Source organism: Pseudomonas sp. Hp2 (assembly GCF_006386585.1).
GTDB classification, from domain to species: Bacteria; Pseudomonadota; Gammaproteobacteria; order Xanthomonadales; family Xanthomonadaceae; genus Pseudomonas_S; species Pseudomonas_S boreopolis.
The window spans coordinates 868,870-884,983 of sequence record NZ_VAHJ01000002.1 but is presented as its reverse complement, the minus strand read 5'-3'; the positions used below and the strand labels follow the sequence as shown (position 1 = coordinate 884,983).

15 protein-coding genes are annotated in these 16,114 nt (G+C 69.4%); 6 read left to right on the top strand and 9 right to left on the bottom strand.

Annotation, left to right across the window (positions count from 1 at the left end):
- Positions 1 to 65 precede the first annotated feature (65 nt).
- Positions 66 to 842: an imidazole glycerol phosphate synthase subunit HisF gene (gene hisF, locus FD678_RS09160; protein ID WP_140721710.1), complete on the top strand. Its 777-nt coding sequence runs from the start codon at positions 66 to 68 to the stop codon at positions 840 to 842.
- Positions 832 to 1,473: a bifunctional phosphoribosyl-AMP cyclohydrolase/phosphoribosyl-ATP diphosphatase HisIE gene (gene hisIE, locus FD678_RS09155; protein WP_140721707.1), complete on the top strand. Its 642-nt coding sequence runs from the start codon at positions 832 to 834 to the stop codon at positions 1,471 to 1,473. The genes hisF and hisIE overlap by 11 nt, the downstream gene beginning before the upstream one ends.
- Before the next feature lie 354 nt (positions 1,474 to 1,827).
- Here hisIE and FD678_RS09150 read toward each other — a convergent pair whose 3' ends face one another.
- The 6 genes from FD678_RS09150 to FD678_RS09125 all read right to left on the bottom strand — a co-directional run bounded on the left by FD678_RS09150 (position 1,828) and on the right by FD678_RS09125 (position 8,394).
- A complete protein-coding gene (locus tag FD678_RS09150; RefSeq protein ID WP_140721704.1) occupies positions 1,828 to 2,823 on the bottom strand; it encodes a C13 family peptidase in 996 nt (331 codons plus the stop codon).
- 171 nt (positions 2,824 to 2,994) lie between these two features.
- Positions 2,995 to 3,699: an acireductone synthase gene (gene mtnC, locus FD678_RS09145; RefSeq protein ID WP_140721700.1), complete on the bottom strand. Its 705-nt coding sequence runs from the start codon at positions 3,697 to 3,699 to the stop codon at positions 2,995 to 2,997.
- 2 nt (positions 3,700 to 3,701) lie between these two features.
- Positions 3,702 to 4,268, bottom strand: a complete 567-nt coding sequence (locus tag FD678_RS09140) for a 1,2-dihydroxy-3-keto-5-methylthiopentene dioxygenase (protein WP_140721697.1) — start codon at positions 4,266 to 4,268, stop codon at positions 3,702 to 3,704.
- A gap of 40 nt (positions 4,269 to 4,308) precedes the next feature.
- Complete coding sequence (locus FD678_RS09135; RefSeq protein WP_140721694.1) at positions 4,309 to 4,962, bottom strand: methylthioribulose 1-phosphate dehydratase; 654 nt, start codon at positions 4,960 to 4,962, stop codon at positions 4,309 to 4,311.
- Positions 4,963 to 5,332: 370 nt separating this feature from the next.
- The gene (locus FD678_RS09130; RefSeq protein ID WP_140721691.1) at positions 5,333 to 6,757 is read right to left on the bottom strand and encodes an amino acid permease; all 1,425 of its coding nucleotides are present in this window, start codon (positions 6,755 to 6,757) and stop codon (positions 5,333 to 5,335) included.
- Positions 6,758 to 6,921: 164 nt separating this feature from the next.
- Positions 6,922 to 8,394 carry an amino acid permease gene (locus tag FD678_RS09125; protein ID WP_140721688.1) on the bottom strand — a complete coding sequence of 491 codons (1,473 nt, stop codon included), beginning with the start codon at positions 8,392 to 8,394 and terminating at the stop codon, positions 6,922 to 6,924.
- A 172-nt stretch (positions 8,395 to 8,566) separates the two neighbouring features.
- Between FD678_RS09125 and FD678_RS09120 the strand changes: the two genes are divergently transcribed.
- Entirely contained in the window at positions 8,567 to 9,151 is a 585-nt protein-coding gene (locus FD678_RS09120) for an NUDIX hydrolase (protein WP_140721685.1), read from the top strand.
- Positions 9,152 to 9,409: 258 nt separating this feature from the next.
- Here the strand turns inward: FD678_RS09120 and serA are convergent, their stop codons facing one another.
- A complete protein-coding gene (gene serA, locus FD678_RS09115; RefSeq protein WP_140721681.1) occupies positions 9,410 to 10,651 on the bottom strand; it encodes a phosphoglycerate dehydrogenase in 1,242 nt (413 codons plus the stop codon).
- Positions 10,652 to 10,886: 235 nt separating this feature from the next.
- On the opposite strand from serA, the gene FD678_RS09110 reads away from it, so the two are divergent.
- From FD678_RS09110 to FD678_RS09100, 3 genes are read left to right on the top strand one after another with little or no spacing between them, the layout of a single operon-like run.
- On the top strand, positions 10,887 to 12,302 hold the full coding sequence (locus FD678_RS09110) for an FAD-binding oxidoreductase (RefSeq protein ID WP_140721678.1): 1,416 nt from the start codon (positions 10,887 to 10,889) through the stop codon (positions 12,300 to 12,302).
- 42 nt (positions 12,303 to 12,344) lie between these two features.
- Complete coding sequence (locus tag FD678_RS09105; RefSeq protein ID WP_140721674.1) at positions 12,345 to 12,647, top strand: DUF2388 domain-containing protein; 303 nt, start codon at positions 12,345 to 12,347, stop codon at positions 12,645 to 12,647.
- Positions 12,644 to 14,482: a DUF7844 domain-containing protein gene (locus tag FD678_RS09100; protein WP_256661889.1), complete on the top strand. Its 1,839-nt coding sequence runs from the start codon at positions 12,644 to 12,646 to the stop codon at positions 14,480 to 14,482. Before FD678_RS09105 ends, FD678_RS09100 begins: the two co-directional genes overlap by 4 nt.
- Before the next feature lie 145 nt (positions 14,483 to 14,627).
- Here the strand turns inward: FD678_RS09100 and yeiP are convergent, their stop codons facing one another.
- Entirely contained in the window at positions 14,628 to 15,194 is a 567-nt protein-coding gene (gene yeiP, locus FD678_RS09095; protein ID WP_140721671.1) for an elongation factor P-like protein YeiP, read from the bottom strand.
- 100 nt (positions 15,195 to 15,294) lie between these two features.
- Positions 15,295 to 16,065, bottom strand: coding sequence for an SDR family NAD(P)-dependent oxidoreductase (locus tag FD678_RS09090; protein WP_140721668.1), 771 nt, complete (start codon positions 16,063 to 16,065; stop codon positions 15,295 to 15,297).
- Positions 16,066 to 16,114 lie beyond the last annotated feature (49 nt).

The following is a 16,114-nucleotide window of genomic DNA, read 5'->3' as shown; positions in this document are numbered from 1 at the left end:
ATCCGGCCATCAGAAGGCCGGATACGGCAACGTGGCCTGTCCCGACCGCATTGGCGGAGGCCGTCATGCTGACCCGCCGGATCATTCCCTGCCTGGACGTGCGCGATGGCCGCGTGGTCAAGGGCGTCAGGTTCCGCGACCACGTCGACATGGGCGACATCGTCGAGCTGGCGCTGCGCTACCGCGAGCAAGGGGCCGACGAACTGGTGTTCTACGACATCGGCGCCAGCCCGGAAGGGCGCTCGGTCGACTACGGCTGGGTCGAGCGCGTCGCGCGCCTGATCGACATCCCGTTCTGCGTCGCCGGCGGCATCCGCGACGTGGAAACCGCGCGCAAGGTGCTCTACGCCGGCGCCGACAAGATATCGATCAACTCGCCGGCGCTGGGCCGCCCCCGGTTGATCAGCGAACTGGCCGAGGCGTTCGGCGTGCAATGCGTGGTGGTCGGCATCGATTCGATCCGCGAGGACGACGGCCAATGGCGGGTGCGCCGCTTCACCGGCGATCCGGACAAGACCCAGGCGGTGCCGCTGCGCACCGTCGATTGGGTGGTCGAGGCGCAGCGCCTGGGCGCGGGCGAGATCGTGCTCAATTGCATGGACAACGACGGCGTGCGCCGCGGTTACGACATCGCCCAGCTCGCGCAGGTGCGGTCGCTGTGCGGAGTGCCGTTGATCGCCTCGGGAGGCGCCGGCGAGATGCAGCACTTCGCCGACGTGTTCGAACAGGCCGACGTCGATGGCGCGCTGGCCGCCAGCGTATTCCACAGCGGCGCGATTCCGATCCCGGAACTCAAGCAGTTCCTGCGCCGGCAACAGATCGAGGTGCGCGATGTGCAGTGACGCGACAACGGCGCCGGAACGGCTCGACTGGGAAAAGGGCGGCGGCCTGCTGCCGGTGGTCGTGCAGGACGCCGATACCCTGCGCGTGCTGATGCTCGGCTACATGGATGCCGAGGCGCTCGCCGCCACCCGCGCAAGCGGCCATGTCACCTTCTACAGCCGCAGCAAGCAGCGCTTGTGGACCAAGGGCGAAAGCTCGGGGCATTTCCTCGACCTGGTCTCGATCGACGTCGATTGCGACGAGGACACCTTGCTGGTGCTCGCGCGCCCGCGCGGGCCGACCTGCCACACCGGTCGCGCGAGCTGCTTCCCCGGCGCGCCGGGAATCGACGGGGCGCCGTCGGCGCCGGACGTGTCGTTCCTGGGCACGCTCGATGCGCTCGTGGCCGAACGCGAGCGGCAGCGCCCGGAAGGCAGCTACACCACCCGGCTGTTCGAGAAGGGCACGCGCCGGATTGCGCAGAAGGTCGGCGAGGAGGGCGTGGAGACCGCGCTGGCCGGCGTCGCGCAAGGCGACGAGGACCTGCTCGGGGAGTCCGCGGACCTGCTGTACCACCTGATCGTGCTGTTGCGCGCGCGCGGGCTGTCGCTGGCGGACGCGGTCGCGGTGCTGGAGTCGCGGCACCGCTGAAGTGGCGGCCTTGCTGGAGGCAAGGAGCGGTAGCCGGTTCGCGTGAGGCCCCAAGTCGCTGGGTCCCCGCCTGCGCGGGGACGACGGCCGAGATGCCATGCGATCGTTACGATCGTGGGGTTTCACCGAAGATTTTCCAGTCGTCGTCCCCGCGCAGGCGGGGAGCCAGCGACTTCCGGGACAGGCAAGGCAGCGACCGGCACCGGAAACGAAAACGCCTCCGCAAGGGAGGCGTTCGGGGATTCCGGCTGGCAGGCGATGGCTGGCGGGCGGGAATCGCGGCTGGCTGGCGCTCGAGGCGGGCTGGCTGCGCGGCAGTCTAGCCATCCGCGCGGGAGCATGCGGAAATGCGAATTACTCGCAGGAAGCGGTGCGCCGCCGCGCAGCCCGCATGGCCTGCAGGTTGTCCAGCGGAGCCAGCGGCTCGGGCACGCTGTAGGGCACCGCCGGGCCCGGATGCAACCCGGCGCGCCAATGCTGCAGGACCTGGCCGATACGGCCCCCGCGCCAGATCTGCGGCATCGAAGGCTGTTCGCCTTCGGCCTTCTCGCGCGCGGCGATCTCGTCCACGGCGAGCCGGTAGGCCTGCTCGAAGTCGTCGGTGCGATTGAGCGCGTCCACCAGCCAGGCCTTGCCGAAGTAGGTGGCGTCCTCGGTGTTGCCGCAACCGAACGAGGGACGGTCGGCGCGGGCAGCCGTGATCACCATCGTGTCCGGGTTCTTGAGCGCCGGGATGAAACCGCCGGAATAGCAGGCCGAAAGCACGATCACGCGGTTGCGGATGCCGGCGTCGTCGAGGGCCTGGCGCAGGTCCTGCGGCGTGATGAAGTCCTCCTCGTCCTCGCTGACCTGCACGTAGAGCGTGTGGTCCTCGGTGCCGTGCGTGGTGGCGAACAGCAGCAGCACGTCCTCCTTCGGGTCCATCAGCTTGCCGATCCGCGCCAGCGTGTCGTAGAGGTTGTCGTAGGTCGCGAGCGGCGCGTACGGCCGATCGGTGAGATTGTCCGAATGGTTGACCAGCGTGACGATGTGCCCGGCGGCATCGAAGCGCTGGCTGAAGAGTTCCTTGAGGTACAGGGTCTCGTTGCGGAACACGTCCTCGCTGGCGTCGCCGGCGAAGCCCACCACGTACAGGTCGGTCGCGCCGGGGCGTTGCGGCGCGAGCGCATCCAGTGCCTTGTCCAGCGCGGCATCGTCCTCGGGATCGGAGACCTGCTGCTGGCCGGGCTCGTCCTGCGCGGGGGCGGGGCCGGCCTGGGACGAGCAACCCGCGGCGAGCCACAACAGGCCGGAGAGCAGGACGATCGCGCCCTTGGACGGGCGCCGCGGAAGGGGGATGTGGGACGACATCGAACGCCAACGACGGAAAGGCAGGCGCAGGTTTACAGCGAGCCTGCCGGATTGGCAAGGCGAGCGGCGCGACGGGGCGCCGAAGTGGAACCGGAAAGCGGAACCGCCGCTGCCGGCGGTCACGGCGGGCGGCAAGCGCCGGCGGGACAGGTGCCCGCCGGCGCGCCGGGGTCAGGGAGAGAAGACGATCTCGTCGAAGTCCTGCACGCGCGGATGCTTGCCGATCTCGTGCAGGGTGCGCGGGGTCGGGTAGTCCTGGACGCGGTCGAGCAGCGAGGTCTTCATGCCGGCCCGGGTGGCGGCATCGAGTTCCTCGACCACGTCCGACAGGAACAGCACCTCGCCGGCCGGCAGCCCGATCTTCTCGGCGATGCGGCGGTAGCTGTTGCTCTCGCGCTTGCCGCCGATCTCGGTGTCGAACCAGCCGGAGACCAGCCCGCTCAGGTCGCCCGCGTCGCTATGGGCGAAGAACAGCTTCTGCGCCGGTACGGAGCCGGACGAGTACACGTAGATCGGGATGCCGGCGGCGTGCCATTCGCGCAGGCGCCGCGCGGCGTCGGGGTAGATGTGGGCGGTGAAGTCGGCGGTGCGGTAGCCGTCTTCCCAGATCATGCCCTGCAGCGCCTTCAGCGCGGTGTTCTTGCGGTCCTCGTCGATCCAGCGCTGCAGCGCGGCGACGAGCGTGTCGTCGTCCGCGTCCTCGCCGACCTCGTCGGCCACCTGGTTCAGCCAGTGCCGCACCTGCGGATGGTTGCCGTGCTCGCGCACGAACCCGGGCATGGCGCGGCGCGCATACGGGAAAAGCACGTCCTTGACGAACGAGATGCTACTGGTGGTGCCTTCGATATCAGTGAGGATCGCCTGCGGTTGGGTCATCGTCAGCTCGCCTTCTGGGTTTTCTCAGGTTCGTAGCGGGGGAACTGTCGTGCGATGTCGGTCCCGGTGAAATGGCCCACCCAGCCGTCCGGCTCGGTGAAGAAGCGGATGGCCACGAAGTACGGCTCGGCGCCCATGTCGAACCAGTGCAGCGTGCCGTCCGGCACCGCGATCAGGTCGTCCTTCACGCACTCGATCTCGTACACCTTGTCGCCGACGTGCAGCGTGAACAGGCCGGAGCCTGCCACGAAGAAGCGTACTTCGTCTTCCTTGTGGAAGTGTTCGTCGAGGAACTTGGCGCGCATTTCCTCGCGCTTGGGGTTGTCCGGGGCGATGCTGACCACGTCCACGGTCTTGAAGCCGCGTTCGGCGACCAGGCGGTCGATGTCGGCGCGGTAGGCGTCCATCACCTGCTCGGGCGTTGCGCCGGGTTCGATCGGCTGGCTGGCCCGCCAACGCTCGAAGCGCACGCCGATCTTCTCCAGTTCGGCGGCGATCTGGGCACCGTCGCGGCTGTCGAAGTGCGGCTGCCGGGGATCGGTGTCGGAAAAGATGCGGAGTCGGCTCATGGCGGCAGTATCGGCTGTGGGGAGGGGAACGGGGAGCGCTTCAGCGCGTTCCCCGCAGCTTGATCAGCTCCAGTTCGCAGCCGATCAGGAATTCGAACGCCTCCAGGTGGCGGCGGGCCTCGGCCATGTTGCGGCCCCAGGCGTACAGGCCGTGTCCATCGATGAGATACCCCCACATCGGCTGCTTGTCCAGCAGCGCGTCGACCTGGCCGGCCAGGACGGTCATGTCCTGGGTGTTGGCGAACACCGGCACGTCCACCGAGGTTTCGTGGGTGTGGTTGCCCTCGAAGGCCTTGAGCAGCTCGTAGCCTTCCAGGCGGATATGCCCGGCGCCGGCGAACAGGCGCGAGGCAACCGTCTGTACCGGCGAGTGCGTGTGCAGCACGCAGCCGATCTCCGGGTAGCGGCGGTAGAGCTGGGTATGCAGCAGGGTTTCGGCCGAAGGCCGCAGCTGGCGGCCGACGGGGCGGCCGTCGAAGTCCACCACCATGATGTCGTCCTCGACCAGCCGGCCCTTGTCGCGGCCGGACACGGTGATCGCGGCATGGCGGTCGTCCAGGCGGTGCGAGAAGTTGCTGCTGGTGGCGGGGGTCCAGCCGGCCTGGGCCAGTTCGCGGATGTTGCAGATCAGCAGCTTGGCCAGCTCGTGCAGCCGTGCGGCGCTGTAGGGAAGCGGGGCGGTGGTGGCGTTCATCGCCGTATTCTAGGGCGTGTTGTCATGTCCCGAGTAGGCCGCGTTGGGTCTGGAAAGCCGTCAGCCGGTGTTGCATGGCGCGGCGCCTGACTGGCCGTCAGGTCAAGCCGCGCGGCGCCGGATGGCGGCTTTCCAGGCCCAACCCACGGGGCAGCCGCTGCGCGCACCCGGGACTGCGTCATCGCTCGGGCGTGGACGGACGTCCACTTCCTCGCTCTTCCTTGCCCCGAGCACGCGCAGCGACGGCGCGGCCTATTCGGGACATGACAACACGCCCTGCTATCCCGCCCGGGGCCGGCCAGCCCCGGCTCATGACATTCGCTTATCGGGACGTGCCCGCCGGGCGGGGACGGTGGCATGGGCCGCGCCGTCAACGGCGCAGCTTGCTGTGGCGGTAGCCGTAGCCGAAGTAGAGCGCGAAGCCGGCTAGCGTCCACAGGCCCATCAGCATCCAGTTGTGCGCGGTCATCGCCGACAGCAGCGCCACGCAGCTGAGCACGCCGGCCGAGCAGATCAGCCAGGCGGCGGGCATGCGGAACGGGCGCGGCAGGTCCGGCTGGGTGCGGCGCAGGATCAGCACGCCGGCGCAGACCGCGGCGAAGGCGATCAGCGTGCCCATCGAGGTCAGCTCGCCCAGCACGTCCAGCGGGAACAGCGCGGCCAGCAGGGCGATGCCGATGCCGGTGATCACGGTGTTGATGTGCGGCGTGCGGTACTCGGGATGGATCTTGGTGAAGACCGGCGGCAGCAGGCCGTCGCGGGCCATGATCATGAAGATGCGCGGCTGCCCGATGATCATCACCAGCACCACCGAGGACAGGCCGATCAGCGCGCCCACCTCGACCACCACCCGCAGCCAGCCCAACTGGGGATGCGCGGCGACGGCGGTCACCACCGGCTCGTCGGTGCCGAGCACGCGGTAGGGCACCAGGCCGGTCATCACCGCGGCCATGGCGATGTAGAGCACCGTGCAGATCACCAGCGAGAGCAGCATGCCGATCGGCAGGTCGCGCTGCGGCCGGTGCGATTCCTGCGCGGCCACCGACACCGCCTCGAAGCCGATGTAGGCGAAGAACACCATCGCCGCGCCGCGCAGCACGCCTTCCATGCCGTACTTGCCGGGTCCCTCGTTGGCCGGGACGAAGGGCTGCCAGTTGGCCGGATCCACGTACTTCCAGCCGACCGCGATCACCAGCACGATCAGGCCGCTCTTGAGCACGACCATGGCCATGTTCATCGCCGAGGACTTGCGGATGCCGACGTAGCACAGCCAGGTCAGCAGCAGCACGATCGCCGCCGCCGGCAGGTTGGCGATCGCGCCGGTGGGCCGCAGCTTCGCGTCGAGCGGCGCATTGACCAGGCTGGCCGGCAGGTGGATGCCGAAGTGGTCGAGCAGGCTCAGGAAATAGCCGGTCCAACTCACCGCCACCGCCGAGGCGGACACGCCGTACTCCAGCACCAGCATCCAGCCGATGAACCAGGCGGCCAGTTCGCCGAAGGTGGCGTAGGTATAGGTGTAGGCGCTGCCGGAGACCGGCACCATCGCCGCGAACTCGGCGTAGGCCATCGCGCAGAACGCGCAGCACACCGCGGCCAGCACGAAGCTGAGCATGATCGCCGGCCCGGCATGGTTGGCCGCGGCCTGGCCGGTGATCACGAAGATGCCGCCGCCGATCACCGCCCCGATGCCAAGCGCGGTCAGGCCCCAGGGGCCGAGCGCGCGTTGCAGGCCCAGGCCGCCGGCGTCCTGGTGGCTGGCGTGCGGATGCTTGGTGGCCCAGAGTTGTTTGAACATGCAGCAGCGGTTCCGGCGTGGGGAGTTGGGAAGGCCACTGCGCAAGGATGCGCAGCGACCCCGTCCGTTCGTATCACCGCACGTGCTCGTGCGGGCTGTTGCGAGGGACTCGTTTTCTCAAATCCCGCACCGGGGCGTGCGGGCGGTTGCCAAGGGATTCGCGGTCAAGCCTTGCCGGCCAGGCGGCTATGGCGGATGCCGTAGCCGAAGTAGATGAACAGGCCGAGCACGGTCCAGCCGACGAAGACCTTCCAATGTTCCTGGAACGCCTGGAAGAACAGGAACAGGCAGGCCAGCGCGCCCAGCGGGCAGATCACGATCGCCAGCGGGACGCGGAACGGGCGCGGCAGGTCGGGCTTGGTGAAGCGCAGCACCAGCACGCCGATGCAGACGGTGGCGAAGGCCAGCAGGGTGCCCATCGAGACCAGCTCGCCGAGCACGTCGAGCGGGATCATGCCGGCGAGCAGGGCGGCGACCACGCCGACGGCGACGGTGCCGATGTAGGGCGTGTGGAACTTCCTGTGCACCCTGCCGAACGGCTTCGGCAGCAGCCCGTCGCGGGACATGGTGTAGAAGATGCGCGGCTGCGCCATCAGCATCACCAGCACCACCGAGGACAGGCCGGCGATCGCGCCGATCTCCACGGCGGTCTTCAGCCAGGCCAGCTGCGGATAGCTTTCCAGGGCGGTCGCCACCGGCTTGGCGGTGCCGAGCTGGGTGTAGGGCAGCAGGCCGGTCAGCACGGCGCAGACGATGATGTAGATGATCGTGCACACCGCCAGCGAGCCGAGGATGCCGATCGGCATGTTCTTCTGCGGGTCCTTGGTCTCGCCGGCCGAGGTGGAGACCGCATCGAAGCCGATGTAGGAGAAGAACACGATCGAGGCGGCGCGGAACACGCCGTCCCAGCCGAACTGCCCGGGCCCCCTGTTCTCCGGGATGAACGGGTGCCAGTTGTCCGGATTGACGTAGGCGGCGGCGAAGCCCACGAACAGGCAGATCACCGCGATCTTGATGGCCACCACGATCGCGTTGGCGAAGGCGGACTGGGTGACGCCGACGTAGCACAGGCAGCTGACCGCGACGACGATCAGCACCGCCGGCAGGTTGACGATGCCGCCGGAGGCGACGAAGGCGTGCCCGGTCCAGCTCAGCGGCGCGCTGGCCAGCTCGGCCGGGAACGGCAGGCCGAGCGTGCTGGTCAGGAAGCTGATCAGGTAGGCCGACCAGCCGACCGCGACGCTGGAGCCGGCGAACAGGTACTCGAGCACCAGGCACCAGCCGATGAACCAGGCCACGCCCTCGCCGAGCGTGGAATAGGAGTAGGAGTAGGCGCTGCCGGACACCGGCATCATCGCGGCGAACTCGGCATAGCACAGGCCGGCGAAGGCGCAGGCGATGCCGGCGAACACGAACGAGAGCATCACCGCCGGGCCGGCATGGTTGGCCGCGGCCTGGCCGGTGAGCACGAAGATGCCCGCGCCGATCACCGCGCCGATGCCGAGCATCACGAGGTGCCTGGCCGTGAGGGTCCTTTTCAGCGTGGCCTCGCCTTCCAGGCTGCCTTCGAACGGTTCGCCGGCATCGACGTGCCCGGCCGGCTGGACCGGTTTGACCCTCAACAGAGCTTTCAGCATTCAGTACGTCCCCAGTGTGCGGTAGGCGTGGCCGGCAGGCCGCGACGGAGCGCGGCCGCGTCCGGCGGACGCCGCGCAAGCGCCGTACCTTGCCAAAGCCCGCGGTTTGCTACAAGCGCAACCGCAGCATGCCCGGCGATAATGGGCCCGGTTCGACGACGGAAGAGGGCGCATGGCAACGAGGGAAACCGGGCAGGGCGTGGACGTCCTGCGCGCACGGCTGCTGGACTACCGCGAGCGGTGGCGGGAGGAGGCCGCGGTCGCCGACGCGTTCCTGGAACTGCTCGACGATGCCGCCGACCCGTTCGTCCGCGAGCGCCTGGCCGGCCATTTCACCGCCTCGTCCTGGCTGGTCAGCCGCGACCGCCGGCGCATCTTGATGACCCACCACCGCAAGCTGCGGCGCTGGCTGCAGCTGGGCGGGCACGCCGACGGTGAGCGCGACCTCGCCCGGGTGGCGCTGAAGGAGGCCGAGGAGGAGTCCGGGCTGGCGGGCCTGGCGCTGGCAGGCCCGGCGATCTTCGACCTGGACCGGCACTGGATTCCTGAACGCGGCGACGTGCCCGGGCACTGGCACTACGACGCGCGCTACGTGGTGCTGGCCGGCGAGGACGAGGCGTTCGCGGTTAGCGAGGAGTCGCTGGCCCTGGCATGGCGGCCGATCGCCGAGTTGCTGGACGATCCCGACCTGGATCCGTCGATACGGCGGATGGCGGGGAAGTGGCTGCGATCGGAGTCCCCGCTGCCCCCGGAGTGACGAGGCAAGGGCGTGCGCGCCATGGGCGCGGGCCCGGAGGGCGGAGCCAGGGCCACGGGAGGGGCCTTGGGCGCCGCATCCGGCATGGCCGGTCGCCTGTGGAAAAGACTTCGGTCCCGACAGGGATTTCGCCTGAACCCCGCGCAGGAACGCGGGGGTTATTGCCCGGGGGCCGTCACCAGGGCCTGCCGGGATCGAAGTCCCTCCCGCAGGCACTGCGTGCATGCGCTCCTCCCCCGGAAGCGGGAGGGCGGCGGATCAATACAGGATGCGCGTCCGCAAGGTTCCCGGGATCTTCGCCAGTTCGTCCCGCAGCGCGTTCGCCTGTTCCTCGCTGGCATCGACGTCGATGACCACGTAGCCGACCTTCGGGTCGGTGCGCAGGAACTGGCCGTCGATGTTGACGTTGTGGCGGGAGAACAGCTCGTTGATCTGCGACAGCACGCCCGGCACGTTGCGGTGGATGTGCAGCAGGCGCAGGCTGCCGGCGTGCTCGGGCAGGGTGACCTCGGGGAAGTTGACCGCCGAGAGCGTGCTGCCGTTGTCGCTGTAGCGCACCAGCTTGGCCGCCACCTCCACGCCGATGTTGTCCTGCGCCTCGAGCGTGCTGCCGCCGACGTGCGGGGTCAGGATCACGTTGTCGTGCGCGGTCAGCGGCGACTCGAACGCATCGCCGTTGCCCTTCGGCTCGACCGGGAACACGTCCACCGCCGCGCCGCCGAGGTGGCCCGACTTGAGCGCGGCATCCAGCGCGTCGATGTCGACCACGGTGCCGCGCGAGGCGTTGATCAGGTGCGCGCCGGGCTTCATCCTCGCGATCTGCGCCGCGCCGATCATGTTCTTCGTCGAAGCGACCTCCGGCACGTGCAGCGTCACCACGTCGGCCACCGCCAGCAGTTCGTCGAGGTCGGCGGCGGCGCGCGCATTGCCGAGCGAGAGCTTGGTCTCGATGTCGTGGAACACCACCTGCATGCCGAGCGCCTCGGCCAGCACGCCGACCTGGGTGCCGATGTGGCCGTAGCCGATGATGCCCAGCACCTTGCCGCGGGTCTCGTGGCTGCCGGCCGCCGACTTGGACCAGCCGCCGCGGTGGCACTCGGCGTTCTTCTGCGGGATGCCGCGCAGCAGCAGGATCGCCTCAGCGATCACCAGCTCGGCCACCGAGCGGGTATTGGAATAGGGCGCATTGAAGACCGGGATGCCGGCCAATTCCGCCGCTTCCAGGTCGACCTGGTTGGTGCCGATGCAAAAGCAGCCGACCGCGATCAGGCGCTTGGCGTGCGCGAGCACGTCGGCGGTCAGGTGCGTGCGCGAACGGATGCCGATGATGTGCGCCTCGGCGATGCGCGCCTTCAGCTCCTGCTCCGGCAACGACTTGGCGTGCGTCTCGATCTGGGAATAGCCGGCGGCACGGAACGTGTCCACGGCGGTCTGGCTGATGCCTTCGAGCAGCAGGACGCGGATGTCCTGCTTGGGGAACGAGGTCTTCTTCGGCGACATGGATGCAGCTTGGGGCGGCGGATCGGGCGGCCACTATGCCAGATGGCGCAGGCCTTTGGTGCGTTGCCGCATCGCTTCGGCACGCATCGGACACAGCGTTCCCGGAATCGCCGGATGCTTTGCGCTGCAACCGTTTCAGCTGCATCGAAAGCGGCGATGCGCCGGGGCGGTTCGCTGGACGGCCCGGGGGTTCGCTGGCACGCTGTGCCGCCCTGCCAAAGCGCCCCGCCGCACGATGACCGACCCTCGCATCGCCTCGCTCGAACAGTCCGTGCACGGGCTGCGCCTGAAGACCGATCCGGCCGACCTGGAACACTACGGCCGCGACTGGACGCGGCGCTGGACGCCGGCGCCGCTGGCGATCGCGCTGCCGGCCAGCGTGGAGGAAGTTCAGGCGATCGTGCGCTGGGCCAATGCCCACGATGTGGCGATCGTGCCCTCCGGCGGCCGCACCGGCCTGTCCGGGGGCGCGGTGGCCGCCCGCGGCGAACTGGTGCTGAGCCTGGAGCGCATGAACAAGGCGCTGGCCTTCGATGCGGTGGACCGCACGTTGACGGTGCAGGCCGGCATGCCGCTGGAGGCCGTGCACAATGCCGCCCGCGAGCACGGGCTGGTGTACCCGGTGGACTTCGCCGCGCGCGGCTCGTGCTCGATCGGCGGCAACATCGCCACCAACGCCGGCGGCATCCGCGTGATCCGCTACGGCAACACCCGGGAGTGGATCGCCGGCCTGAAGGTGGTGACCGGCACCGGCGAGGTGGTGGAGTTGAACAACGCGCTGGTCAAGAACTCCAGCGGCTACGACCTCCGGCAGCTGATGATCGGGTCCGAGGGCACGCTCGGCATCGTGGTCGAGGCGACGCTGCGCCTGACCGATCCGCCGCCGCCCACCAACGTGATGCTGCTGGCGCTGCCTTCGTTCGAGGTGCTGATGCAGGTGTTCGCGGCGTTCCGCGCGCAACTGCGGCTGGAGGCGTTCGAGTTCTTCACCGACCGGGCGCTGCACCACGTGCTCGCGCACGGCGCGCAACAGCCGTTCGACGAGGTCCACCCGTACTACGTGGTCACCGAGTTCGCCAACGACGAGGCCGGGGAGGCGGCGGCGCTGGCCGCGTTCGAGACCTGCATGGAGCAGGGCTGGGTGCTGGACGGCGTGATCAGCCAGAGCGAGGCGCAGGCGCAGCAACTGTGGCGCCTGCGCGAGGGCATCACCGAGAGCCTGGCGCGCTACAAGCCCTACAAGAACGACGTGTCGGTGCGGATTTCGGCGATGCCGGCGTTCCTGGCGCAGACCCAGGCGCTGCTCGGCGAGGCCTACCCGCACTTCGACGTGGTCTGGTTCGGCCACATCGGCGACGGCAACCTGCACATCAACGTGCTCAAGCCCGACGACACCCCGGATGCGGAATTCATCGCCGCGTGCGAGCAGGTGACCAAGTTGCTGGCGGAGGTGCTGCAGCGCTTCCAGGGCAGCATTTCCGCCGAGCACGGCATCGGCCTGGTCAAGAAGCCGTACCTGGGCAGTACCCGCAGCCCGGCGGAGGTGGCCCTGATGCAGGGCATCAAGCGCGCGTTCGACCCCAAGGGCTTGCTGAATCCCGGCAAAGTGTTCGATGCCCCGCCGGCATCGGCGCCCATGACGGCCCGATGATCGCCGGCTAGGCTGTCCCCCGTTCCCTCTGGATACTTCCCGATGAAAAGGCATTCGCTGTCGCTCGTCCTCCTCCTGCTCCTGCCGGCCTCCGCGTTCGCGGTGAGTTCGGCCGGTACTTCCGCCGCCGGCAGTTCGGCGGGCAGCTCGGCTTCGTCCGACAGCACCTCCGACGACGACAAGGTCGTGCTGGACGCCCGCGACGACGCGGCGGGATTCGTCGCCAGCGACGGACGCATCCGCGGAGCCAGGCTGGAGGCGGCGCTGATCCAGCTGCGCGAGCGCAGCGAAGCGGCGCGCTCGGCCAGCGACATGGCGTTGGCGCGCGCGATCCTGGCCCAGTGATCGCGCCTGGCCGGCCACCGTTCCGGTGGCTGGCGGGACTGCTGTTCTGCCTGCCCGGCACCGGCTGGGCCCAGGCATCGCTGCCGCTGCATCTGCATGCCGAAGGACTGACGGCCGAGGAAGCCGAGGCCAGTGACCGGCTGGTGGAGCAGGTCGCAGACCGGCTCCCGGCGCGCTGGCGCGAAGCGTTGGCCAGCCCGATCCGGCTGGAATGGACGCAAGGCCTGCCGGCGCACGTGCAAGGACGCGCCGCGGCGACGCGGATCCGCCTGGACCGCCGCCTGCTGCACGCCTGGATGGCGCTGCCGGCCGGCAGCGATCCCGAGCTTCCGGCGGCGCACGCGGCGATGGCCGCATTGATCCACGAGCTGGCGCACGTGCTGGACCGTTCCCGGGCCCGTGGCTTGTCGCGCGATCCGCGCCTGCTCGACCTGGCCGGCTGGCAGATGCGGCCATGGCGGCTCGGGCGCGGCGGGAACCATTTCGCCGACCGCAGCCCCGACCGCTACGAACTGCACGATCCGGCCGAGTTCGTGGCGGTGAACCTGGAGCACTTCGTGCTCGACCCGGACTACGCCTGCCGGCGACCGGCGCTGTGGCAGTGGTTCGCCGCGCGCGTGGGCGTGCCGGCGACGGCGGCGGCCTGCGACGCCGCATTGCCGTTCCTGCAGGCGGACAACGAGGACGGCGAAGTCTCGCTGCTGCATCTGGACCCGGCGCGGGTCTACCAGGTGGACTACCTGCTGGCCGAAGGCAACGAACAGCCGATGAGCCGCTGGGGCCACAGCATGCTGCGGTTGGTGGTCTGCGCCCCGGGACGCGCCCCGGGACCGCAATGCCGGATGGACCTGCAATACCACCGGGTGATCTCGTTCCGCGCCTTCGTCGGCGACCTGCAGATTTCCAGTTGGCGCGGGCTGACGGGTTCGTATCCGTCGCGGCTGTTCTTGCTGCCGCTGGACCAGGTGGTGGACGAGTACACCAAGATCGAACTGCGGGCGCTGTCGTCGGTCCCGCTGGCGCTGGACCGGCAGGAGATCGCGGCGCTGCTGGAGCGCGCCGCGCGGGTGCACTGGAACTACGACGGGCGCTATTACTTCATCGGCAACAACTGCGCGGTGGAGACCTGGAAGCTGTTGCACGACGGCATTCCGCGCCTGGCCGCGATGCCGCTGTCGGGCATCACCCCGAACGGCCTCCAGCGCCGGCTGCGGCGCGGCGGCGTGCTGCAGGTCGGCGTGCTCGACGACCACGCACGGGCGGTGCGGCAGGGCTATTACTTCGAGTCCGCGCAGGCACACTACCAGGCGATGTTCGACGTGGTGCGCGCGGCGCTGCCGGTGCCGCAACGCACCCTGCAGGATTGGTTCGAGAGCGCGCCGGACGAACGGCGCGGCTGGATGGCGCAGGCCGATCTGCGTGCCAGTGCGGCGTTGCTGTTGCTGGAACAGGCGATCCGGCGCCGCCAGGAACAGCAAGTGAGGGAGGACGTGAAGCGACGCCTGCTGCGCGGGCGAGGGGACGCGCGCGACGAGGTGCTGGGCGTGCTGGAACAGGTCGGCGTCCTGGCCCGGCCGGCCGCCGTCCTGGATCGGCTGGACGGCTACGGCATTCCGCAGCGCGAAGAGCAGGCCGCCGCCGCGCAGCGCGCGCGGGAGCGCAGCGTGCGGATCCACGAGGAATGGACGGAACTGCGCCGGCGCACGCGCGCGGCGCTGCCGGCGCACCAGCGCGACGCGCTGGCGCAGGTCGAGGACAACCTGGCTTTCATCGGGCAGCGGTTGCGCGAATTGAATGCCGGGGCGGACGTTCCCGGACTGCCGGAGAATCCGTAGCCCCTCTCCCGCCGGGAGAGGGGAAAGGGCGCGGCCTCGCGCGCACCCTCGTCCTGCCTCTCCGGGGCGAACCGGCGGTTCGCAAGCAACGCGCCTTCACCCGAAGGGCAAGGGAAGACCGCCGCCTTCCCCTCGGAGCGCTGCGTCAATCGGCGCGGCCGCCGAACTCGCCGGTGGTCGTGTTGACCAGGATGCGCTCGCCGTTGGCGATGTACTCCGGCACCATGATCTCCAGGCCGGTGCTGAGCTTGGCCGGCTTCGGGCGCTTGGTCGCGGTGCCGCCCTTCAGTTCCGGCGGCGTGTCCACCACTTCCAGGGTCACGTGCTGCGGCAGCTGCAGCGCCACCGGGGACTCGTCGATGATCTGCACGTAGCAGCCGGCCAGGCCATCGGTGATGTAGCCGGCGTCGTCGCCGATCACGTCGGCGTCGAGGGTGTAGGGGGTGTAGTCCTCGTCGTCGAGGAACACGAACGCCTCGCCATCCTTGTAGGAGAACGTGGCCTGGCGGCGCAGCAGCTCGACTTCGGTCAGGTTGTCGTCGGCATCGAAGCTGGCGTCGAGCTTGTTGCCGCCCGGCACGCTGTACATGATGAAGCGGAAGCGGACGTTGCCGCCGCGGCCCTGCGGCGAGCTGCGCTCGATATCGCGGATCTGGTAGACGCCGTTGTTGTACTCGACGACGTTGCCTTTCTTGACTTCGCTGGCTTTCATTTTTTGAGTCGGGGATTGGGGATTCGGGATGGGTGAAAAGCGGGCCGGGGAACCAGGACGGGGCGCTTTCGCGATCCCGGTCCCGGATCTCCGATGCCGGTTACTTCGCCGCCAGCCGCACGGCGCCGTCGAGGCGGATAACCTCGCCGTTGAGGTAGCGGTTGCGCAGGACGAAGGCGACGGTCTCGGCGAATTCCTCCGGCCGGCCCAGCCGCGACGGGAACGGGATCGAGGCCGACAGCGACTGCTGCACGGCCTCGGGCATGCCGTCCACCATCGGCGTCCAGAAGATGCCCGGGGCGATGGTCATCACCCGGATGCCGAAGCGCGACAGCTCGCGCGCCATCGGCAGGGTCATGCCGACCACGCCGCCCTTGGAGGCGGAATAGGCGGCCTGGCCGATCTGCCCCTCGTAGGCGGCGACCGAGGCGGTGTTGACGATGACGCCGCGCTCGCCGTCCTCGCCGGGCGGGTTGTGCTGCATCGCGTCCGCGGCGGCCTTGGCGACGTTGAAACTGCCGACCAGATTGACCATCACCGTGGTGCGGAACGTCGCCAGCGGCATCGGCGTCTCTCTGCCGAGCACGCGGCCCGCGCCCAAGATGCCGGCGCAGTTGACCGCCACGTTCAGGCCGCCGAGGAACTCCCGGGCCGCGGCGACGTTGTCGGCCACCTGCTGCTCGTCGGTGACGTCGGTGCGGAAATAGCGGGCGTTGGCTTCGCCCAGCGACGCGACGGCGGCGGCGCCTTTCTCGTCGTTGACGTCGAACAGGGCGACCTTGCCGCCTTGTTCGGCAATGGACTTCGCGACGGCCAGGCCCAGGCCGGAGACGCCGCCGGTGACGATGGCGCGGGTGTCGGGGAGCTGCATTCAGGTGCCTGCGAAAGGAAAAGGCGAGATTCTAGGGCATGTCCGCGAG